The sequence below is a fragment of the Actinomyces sp. MRS3W genome (assembly GCF_032465695.1).
Taxonomy (GTDB): domain Bacteria; phylum Actinomycetota; class Actinomycetes; order Actinomycetales; family Actinomycetaceae; genus Actinomyces.
On sequence record NZ_JAWDJJ010000036.1, the window covers coordinates 1 to 7614 of the forward strand.

At 70.3% G+C, this 7614-nt stretch carries 6 protein-coding genes; 3 read left to right on the top strand and 3 right to left on the bottom strand.

The window, feature by feature from the left end; translation table 11 throughout:
• Nucleotides 1–483, top strand: a 483-nt coding sequence (locus RWX45_RS01020; protein WP_316021932.1) for a glycerol-3-phosphate dehydrogenase C-terminal domain-containing protein, incomplete at its 5' end; no start/stop codon positions are given.
• A 659-nt stretch (nucleotides 484–1142) separates the two neighbouring features.
• Here RWX45_RS01020 and RWX45_RS01015 read toward each other — a convergent pair.
• Both RWX45_RS01015 and glpB (RWX45_RS01010) read right to left on the bottom strand, forming a co-directional pair.
• On the bottom strand, nucleotides 1143–2522 hold the full coding sequence (locus RWX45_RS01015) for an anaerobic glycerol-3-phosphate dehydrogenase subunit C (protein ID WP_316021933.1): 1380 nt from the start codon (nucleotides 2520–2522) through the stop codon (nucleotides 1143–1145).
• A complete protein-coding gene (gene glpB / locus RWX45_RS01010) occupies nucleotides 2522–3826 on the bottom strand; it encodes a glycerol-3-phosphate dehydrogenase subunit GlpB (protein WP_316021934.1) in 1305 nt (434 codons plus the stop codon). Before glpB (RWX45_RS01010) ends, RWX45_RS01015 begins: the two co-directional genes overlap by 1 nt.
• Between glpB (RWX45_RS01010) and glpB (RWX45_RS01005) the strand changes: the two genes are divergently transcribed.
• Nucleotides 3789–5093 (top strand): glycerol-3-phosphate dehydrogenase subunit GlpB, encoded by a 1305-nt coding sequence (gene glpB, locus RWX45_RS01005; protein ID WP_316021934.1) that lies wholly within the window; start codon nucleotides 3789–3791, stop codon nucleotides 5091–5093. The genes glpB (RWX45_RS01010) and glpB (RWX45_RS01005) overlap by 38 nt on opposite strands.
• Nucleotides 5093–6472: an anaerobic glycerol-3-phosphate dehydrogenase subunit C gene (locus tag RWX45_RS01000; protein ID WP_316021933.1), complete on the top strand. Its 1380-nt coding sequence runs from the start codon at nucleotides 5093–5095 to the stop codon at nucleotides 6470–6472. Before glpB (RWX45_RS01005) ends, RWX45_RS01000 begins: the two co-directional genes overlap by 1 nt.
• Nucleotides 6473–7131: 659 nt before the next feature.
• Here the strand turns inward: RWX45_RS01000 and RWX45_RS00995 are convergent.
• Nucleotides 7132–7614 (bottom strand): glycerol-3-phosphate dehydrogenase C-terminal domain-containing protein (locus tag RWX45_RS00995; RefSeq protein ID WP_316021932.1); only part of this gene is annotated, 483 nt, incomplete at its 5' end.

Consider the following 7614-nt stretch of genomic DNA (forward strand, 5'->3'; position numbering starts at 1 on the left):
GTCCCCGGCGCGGCCGGCTACCACGAGCTCACGCGCCGCGCCGGGGACATCGCCCGCGAGCGCGGCTGGACGTTGGCGCGGGTCACGCATCTGCTCGACCGGTACGGCGACGAGCTGCCCGCACTGCTGGAGGCCATTGACGCCCACGACGCGGCCAGCGACGACGAACCGGCATGGGGTGAGCCGCTGCCGGGCACCCCGGCCTTCTTGCGCGCCGAGGTGGCCTGGGCCGTCACTCATGAGGGCGCCACGCACCTGGAGGACGTGCTGGTGCGCCGGGTGCGGCTGGACCTGGAGTGCCGCGACCGTGGGCTTGGCGCAGCGGACGAGGTGCTGGAGGTCATGGCACCGCTGCTGGGCTGGTCGGCCGACGACGTCGCCGCCGAGCGCGCCGCCTACGCGCAGCGGGTCGAGCAGATCGCGGCCGCGGAGGCGGAGACCACCGACGCCACCGCCGTCACTCACGTCACCCGCCCCATCTGAGCGCCGCCCCCTTCACCGAAACCGGCACTAATAACATGCCGAAACCGGCACTAATAACGTGCCGAGACCGGTCGAAATGGCTGAGGCGCGGCTAACCCAGGAAGCCATCGCACCTCCGTCTCTGGCGGCAGCCGTTAAGACTTGGGTCGGCACGGCGCGAGGGTGAAGCCTCGTGTTCGCCTCCTTGAGGGGGACCAGCCGCCCGCCGAAGCCATCAGTCGGGCGAACTCAGGGGGACCGTTTGTATGCACTTGGACTGCCTGGGCACGGTTGGACCGTCTGACTGGACTGTCGGAGAGAACAACGGGAACCCGCCGAGCGTTGACGGTTCGTATCTTTCACCGACGATTCGGCACTTCGCCTCAACGCTTCGGCACTTCGCTTGACGGTTCGGCACCCTAGCTGCCGAACCGTCGGCCTCCGTGCCGAACCGTTCACCTGAACGTACGAACCGTCAGCGCAGCTGCCGAACCGTCAATGTATCGCGTCAGGCTCATCGCCCCGATAACCAGAAAGCGCCGGGGTGACACCGTCATCCGATATTCCCAGCACCGGGCATCATCGCGGCGAAGCCTCTTCAGGGCGAGGGGCGGCGGGGTTTCCGTGGCGATCTCGGCCTCGACCGCTCTGGCCGCGTCATTAGTGCCGGTTTCGGCACGTCACAAGTGCCGGTTTCGGTGAAGGGGGCGGTCGGGCTTGGGCTCGATGCCGGCCAGGCGGGACAGGCCGTAGGCGGCGTGCAGCACCCAGATGGGGTGGACCGTCTTGACCCCGCTGGACTGCTCGATCTGCCAGCGGCAGGTCTCGGTGTCACACACTGCAAGGTTCGGGTTAACCTCGCGGGCCTGGTCGAACAGGGGCTTGCCGACGGCCTGGGCGATGTCGTACTTCTCCTTCTTCAATCCGTAGGTGCCGGCGATGCCGCAGCAGGCCTTCCCGGACTCGACCACGTGGAAGCCCGGCACCAGCTCCATCACCTCGATCGCCGGCATCCCCATGTTCTGTCCCTTGAGCTGGCAGGGAGCGTGGTACAGAACAGTGGCGTCAATACGGCGGAAGTGATGCGGCAGCTCACCGGCCTCGTCGAGGTCGCGCAGGAACTCCGACAGCTCCACAGTGCGCGCAGACACGTCGGAGAGGACCTCGGCCTCCACGCCCAGGATCTCGTGGGCCTCATGCTTGAGCATGCCGGCGCAGGAGCCGGAGGAGGACACAATGGTCAGGTCCTTCCCAGCAGCGGCGAGCTGCTCGCACAGGCGCACCAGGCTGGCGGAGGCCTGCCCGTACAGGCCGTTGGACTGGGAGGCGAGTCCGCAGCAGCCCTGCTTCGGGACGATGACCTCATAGCCGATGTGCTCGAGCACCTCGATGGCGCGTTTGGAGGTCTCCACCTCGAAGTAGCCGCCGGCGCAACCGTGGAAGAACACGATCGGTCCACGCGAGCCGGCGGGCACGAGCGTGTGCGGGCGCTTGGTCCGGCACCGCAGCCAGTCGGCCAACGACTGGGGCTGGGCGTGGGGCATGGGGGCGTCCCGGTGGACGCCGACCACCTTCTCCATGGCCACCCGGATCGGCCGATTGTCCAGTGCGGCATTGGCCAGCGGCGCAATCGGGGTCATCACCTTGCCCATGAGCGTGGTTTGGGTGATGAGGCGGTCGCGCACCGGTATCTCCCGGTTCTGGGCGCGCATGACGGCGCGGGCCTGGTTGTTGAGCTCGGCGACCTTGACGCCCTGCGGGCACACCCGGGTGCAGGTGCCGCAGGAGGAGCAGTAGTCGATCGAGTGGTCGACGCTCTCACCGTTGCGGTACCGCTCGGCCTGAGGGCCAACAAACTTCGGTCCGGGGAACAGTTCGGTGACGGCCATCACCGGGCAGGCGGTCTCGCAGATGGTGCACTTGACACAGCAGTCGAGGCTCGCGCGCGCCAGGGAGTGGGCGGCGGTCTCGACGGCGGCCGCACCGGAGGTCACCCGCGCCCCGCCCTTACCGGGCAGCGGTAGATCCCAGCGCTGAGCCAGGGTATCGACGTCAAACATCAGTCCTGCTCCTTGGTGTCGTCGGAGTGGTTGGCTCCGGTGGTCTTGCCTGCCGCGGTGGGCGCGTCGGGGGCGGCGTCCTGGTGGCTCTCCGCCAGGATGGCGTCGCAGGCCGCTTCGGCCGAGCCGAGCGCGATCCCCTCCCCGGATTTCTCACTCCAGCGGACGGCGCCCGCCAGCACGCCGCCGACGGCGTACACGCCCTCCAGCGCCGGGGCGCCGTCGGGGCCGAGCGGCCGCATTGTGGCATCGACGGCGACGCCGACCCGGAACAGTCCCTGCGGCGCGCCCCAGTAGTCGCGGTGGATGAGGCGACGCAGGTTCTCCTCGCCGTCGGCGCTGACTCCGGCCAGGGGCAGGCCCAGGACGGTGTCGGTGACGTTGCCGTGGGAGTCCATGGTTAGGGCTCCGGATTCGAATCCGCCTGCGGCCAGGATGAAGGCTCCGGCACGATGCTCGCGGGGGCGGCCGGCCGCGGCGCTGGTGACGGATACCAGACGGCCGCGCTCGACGCGCGCATCGACGACGCGCGCGCCCATGACTACGCGCACCCGGGAGTCGGCGGCCAGGCGGTCCAGCCGGTGCTCTAGCCGCAGCCCGGGCACCGACGGCGGCACCAGCGGAATCTCGCCGACGGGCGCCCCCAGTCGCGCGGCAATCTCCTGGAAGACGCCGGGACGCTCCAGGCCGAGGACGGCGGGCAGCAGGACGGTCTCGCCGGCACGGACCTTGCCCTGAAGCAGGCGCACCAACTGGTCACGCACGGCCGGGTCGTCCAGTGCGCGGGCATGGCCGACCGCGTTGGTGTCCGCCTCGCCGGCGCGGGCCTCCAGATCGATGGTGAGGGCGCGAGCCTCGACACGGCCGCCGCCCGGCAGCTCGCAGCGGCGCAAGTTCCCGGCGACCATCTCGGCGGTGAAGTCCTTGAGGCGGGCCAGGCCGACGACGAGGTAGCGGCCGCCGTCCACCAGCACCGAGGCCTCCATGGAGGGCTGTACCAGGAGGGTGGGGCGCATCGCCCCCAGGGCCGTGGGCAACCACAGGTTGGCCGGCCCGCTGCCCTTCTCGTGAGCGACGGCGTCCCCGGAGCCTGTCGCCGCGGCCCCGGTCGTCCCATCGGCATCCGGCCGCGCGATCAGCAGCTCGGGACCGACGAGGTCGGCGAAGCGGTCGACGCCGGCGGCGGTGGCGCGTCGTCCGATGGCCCGGTAGGGGTGCCCCTGCGGCAGCAGCTCGGCGTCGGCGATGGCCGCATAGGGGTGGGTGATGGCGCGGCGAGCGGAGCGCTCCGCTCGCCGCGCCATCACCCACCCCTATGCGGCCATCGCCGACGCCGAGCTGCTGCCGCAGGGGCACCCCTACCGGGCCATCGGACGACGCGCCACCGCCGCCGGCGTCGACCGCTTCGCCGACCTCGTCGGTCCCGAGCTGCTGATCGCGCGGCCGGATGCCGATGGGACGACCGGGGCCGCGGCGACAGGCTCCGGGGACGCCGTCGCTCACGAGAAGGGCAGCGGGCCGGCCAACCTGTGGTTGCCCACGGCCCTGGGGGCGATGCGCCCCACCCTCCTGGTACAGCCCTCCATGGAGGCCTCGGTGCTGGTGGACGGCGGCCGCTACCTCGTCGTCGGCCTGGCCCGCCTCAAGGACTTCACCGCCGAGATGGTCGCCGGGAACTTGCGCCGCTGCGAGCTGCCGGGCGGCGGCCGTGTCGAGGCTCGCGCCCTCACCATCGATCTGGAGGCCCGCGCCGGCGAGGCGGACACCAACGCGGTCGGCCATGCCCGCGCACTGGACGACCCGGCCGTGCGTGACCAGTTGGTGCGCCTGCTTCAGGGCAAGGTCCGTGCCGGCGAGACCGTCCTGCTGCCCGCCGTCCTCGGCCTGGAGCGTCCCGGCGTCTTCCAGGAGATTGCCGCGCGACTGGGGGCGCCCGTCGGCGAGATTCCGCTGGTGCCGCCGTCGGTGCCCGGGCTGCGGCTAGAGCACCGGCTGGACCGCCTGGCCGCCGACTCCCGGGTGCGCGTAGTCATGGGCGCGCGCGTCGTCGATGCGCGCGTCGAGCGCGGCCGTCTGGTATCCGTCACCAGCGCCGCGGCCGGCCGCCCCCGCGAGCATCGTGCCGGAGCCTTCATCCTGGCCGCAGGCGGATTCGAATCCGGAGCCCTAACCATGGACTCCCACGGCAACGTCACCGACACCGTCCTGGGCCTGCCCCTGGCCGGAGTCAGCGCCGACGGCGAGGAGAACCTGCGTCGCCTCATCCACCGCGACTACTGGGGCGCGCCGCAGGGACTGTTCCGGGTCGGCGTCGCCGTCGATGCCACAATGCGGCCGCTCGGCCCCGACGGCGCCCCGGCGCTGGAGGGCGTGTACGCCGTCGGCGGCGTGCTGGCGGGCGCCGTCCGCTGGAGTGAGAAATCCGGGGAGGGGATCGCGCTCGGCTCGGCCGAAGCGGCCTGCGACGCCATCCTGGCGGAGAGCCACCAGGACGCCGCCCCCGACGCGCCCACCGCGGCAGGCAAGACCACCGGAGCCAACCACTCCGACGACACCAAGGAGCAGGACTGATGTTTGACGTCGATACCCTGGCTCAGCGCTGGGATCTACCGCTGCCCGGTAAGGGCGGGGCGCGGGTGACCTCCGGTGCGGCCGCCGTCGAGACCGCCGCCCACTCCCTGGCGCGCGCGAGCCTCGACTGCTGTGTCAAGTGCACCATCTGCGAGACCGCCTGCCCGGTGATGGCCGTCACCGAACTGTTCCCCGGACCGAAGTTTGTTGGCCCTCAGGCCGAGCGGTACCGCAACGGTGAGAGCGTCGACCACTCGATCGACTACTGCTCCTCCTGCGGCACCTGCACCCGGGTGTGCCCGCAGGGCGTCAAGGTCGCCGAGCTCAACAACCAGGCCCGCGCCGTCATGCGCGCCCAGAACCGGGAGATACCGGTGCGCGACCGCCTCATCACCCAAACCACGCTCATGGGCAAGGTGATGACCCCGATTGCGCCGCTGGCCAATGCCGCACTGGACAATCGGCCGATCCGGGTGGCCATGGAGAAGGTGGTCGGCGTCCACCGGGACGCCCCCATGCCCCACGCCCAGCCCCAGTCGTTGGCCGACTGGCTGCGGTGCCGGACCAAGCGCCCGCACACGCTCGTGCCCGCCGGCTCGCGTGGACCGATCGTGTTCTTCCACGGTTGCGCCGGCGGCTACTTCGAGGTGGAGACCTCCAAACGCGCCATCGAGGTGCTCGAGCACATCGGCTATGAGGTCATCGTCCCGAAGCAGGGCTGCTGCGGACTCGCCTCCCAGTCCAACGGCCTGTACGGGCAGGCCTCCGCCAGCCTGGTGCGCCTGTGCGAGCAGCTCGCCGCTGCTGGGAAGGACCTGACCATTGTGTCCTCCTCCGGCTCCTGCGCCGGCATGCTCAAGCATGAGGCCCACGAGATCCTGGGCGTGGAGGCCGAGGTCCTCTCCGACGTGTCTGCGCGCACTGTGGAGCTGTCGGAGTTCCTGCGCGACCTCGACGAGGCCGGTGAGCTGCCGCATCACTTCCGCCGTATTGACGCCACTGTTCTGTACCACGCTCCCTGCCAGCTCAAGGGACAGAACATGGGGATGCCGGCGATCGAGGTGATGGAGCTGGTGCCGGGCTTCCACGTGGTCGAGTCCGGGAAGGCCTGCTGCGGCATCGCCGGCACCTACGGATTGAAGAAGGAGAAGTACGACATCGCCCAGGCCGTCGGCAAGCCCCTGTTCGACCAGGCCCGCGAGGTTAACCCGAACCTTGCAGTGTGTGACACCGAGACCTGCCGCTGGCAGATCGAGCAGTCCAGCGGGGTCAAGACGGTCCACCCCATCTGGGTGCTGCACGCCGCCTACGGCCTGTCCCGCCTGGCCGGCATCGAGCCCAAGCCCGACCGCCCCCTTCACCGAAACCGGCACTTGTGACGTGCCGAAACCGGCACTAATGACGCGGCCAGAGCGGTCGAGGCCGAGATCGCCACGGAAACCCCGCCGCCCCTCGCCCTGAAGAGGCTTCGCCGCGATGATGCCCGGTGCTGGGAATATCGGATGACGGTGTCACCCCGGCGCTTTCTGGTTATCGGGGCGATGAGCCTGACGCGATACATTGACGGTTCGGCAGCTGCGCTGACGGTTCGTACGTTCAGGTGAACGGTTCGGCACGGAGGCCGACGGTTCGGCAGCTAGGGTGCCGAACCGTCAAGCGAAGTGCCGAAGCGTTGAGGCGAAGTGCCGAATCGTCGGTGAAAGATACGAACCGTCAACGCTCGGCGGGTTCCCGTTGTTCTCTCCGACAGTCCAGTCAGACGGTCCAACCGTGCCCAGGCAGTCCAAGTGCATACAAACGGTCCCCCTGAGTTCGCCCGACTGATGGCTTCGGCGGGCGGCTGGTCCCCCTCAAGGAGGCGAACACGAGGCTTCACCCTCGCGCCGTGCCGACCCAAGTCTTAACGGCTGCCGCCAGAGACGGAGGTGCGATGGCTTCCTGGGTTAGCCGCGCCTCAGCCATTTCGACCGGTCTCGGCACGTTATTAGTGCCGGTTTCGGCATGTTATTAGTGCCGGTTTCGGTGAAGGGGGCGGCGCTCAGATGGGGCGGGTGACGTGAGTGACGGCGGTGGCGTCGGTGGTCTCCGCCTCCGCGGCCGCGATCTGCTCGACCCGCTGCGCGTAGGCGGCGCGCTCGGCGGCGACGTCGTCGGCCGACCAGCCCAGCAGCGGTGCCATGACCTCCAGCACCTCGTCCGCTGCGCCAAGCCCACGGTCGCGGCACTCCAGGTCCAGCCGCACCCGGCGCACCAGCACGTCCTCCAGGTGCGTGGCGCCCTCATGAGTGACGGCCCAGGCCACCTCGGCGCGCAAGAAGGCCGGGGTGCCCGGCAGCGGCTCACCCCATGCCGGTTCGTCGTCGCTGGCCGCGTCGTGGGCGTCAATGGCCTCCAGCAGTGCGGGCAGCTCGTCGCCGTACCGGTCGAGCAGATGCGTGACCCGCGCCAACGTCCAGCCGCGCTCGCGGGCGATGTCCCCGGCGCGGCGCGTGAGCTCGTGGTAGCCGGCCGCGCCGGGGAC

Excerpts from the sequence above, each read along its gene's own strand:
- RWX45_RS01000 (WP_316021933.1), top strand. The coding sequence starts at position 5,093 with ATGTTTGACGTCGATACCCTGGCTCAGCGCTGGGATCTACCGCTGCCC.
- glpB (WP_316021934.1), bottom strand. The coding sequence starts at position 3,826 with ATGGCGCGGCGAGCGGAGCGCTCCGCTCGCCGCGCCATCACCCACCCC.
- RWX45_RS01015 (WP_316021933.1), bottom strand. The coding sequence starts at position 2,522 with ATGTTTGACGTCGATACCCTGGCTCAGCGCTGGGATCTACCGCTGCCC.
- glpB (WP_316021934.1), top strand. The coding sequence starts at position 3,789 with ATGGCGCGGCGAGCGGAGCGCTCCGCTCGCCGCGCCATCACCCACCCC.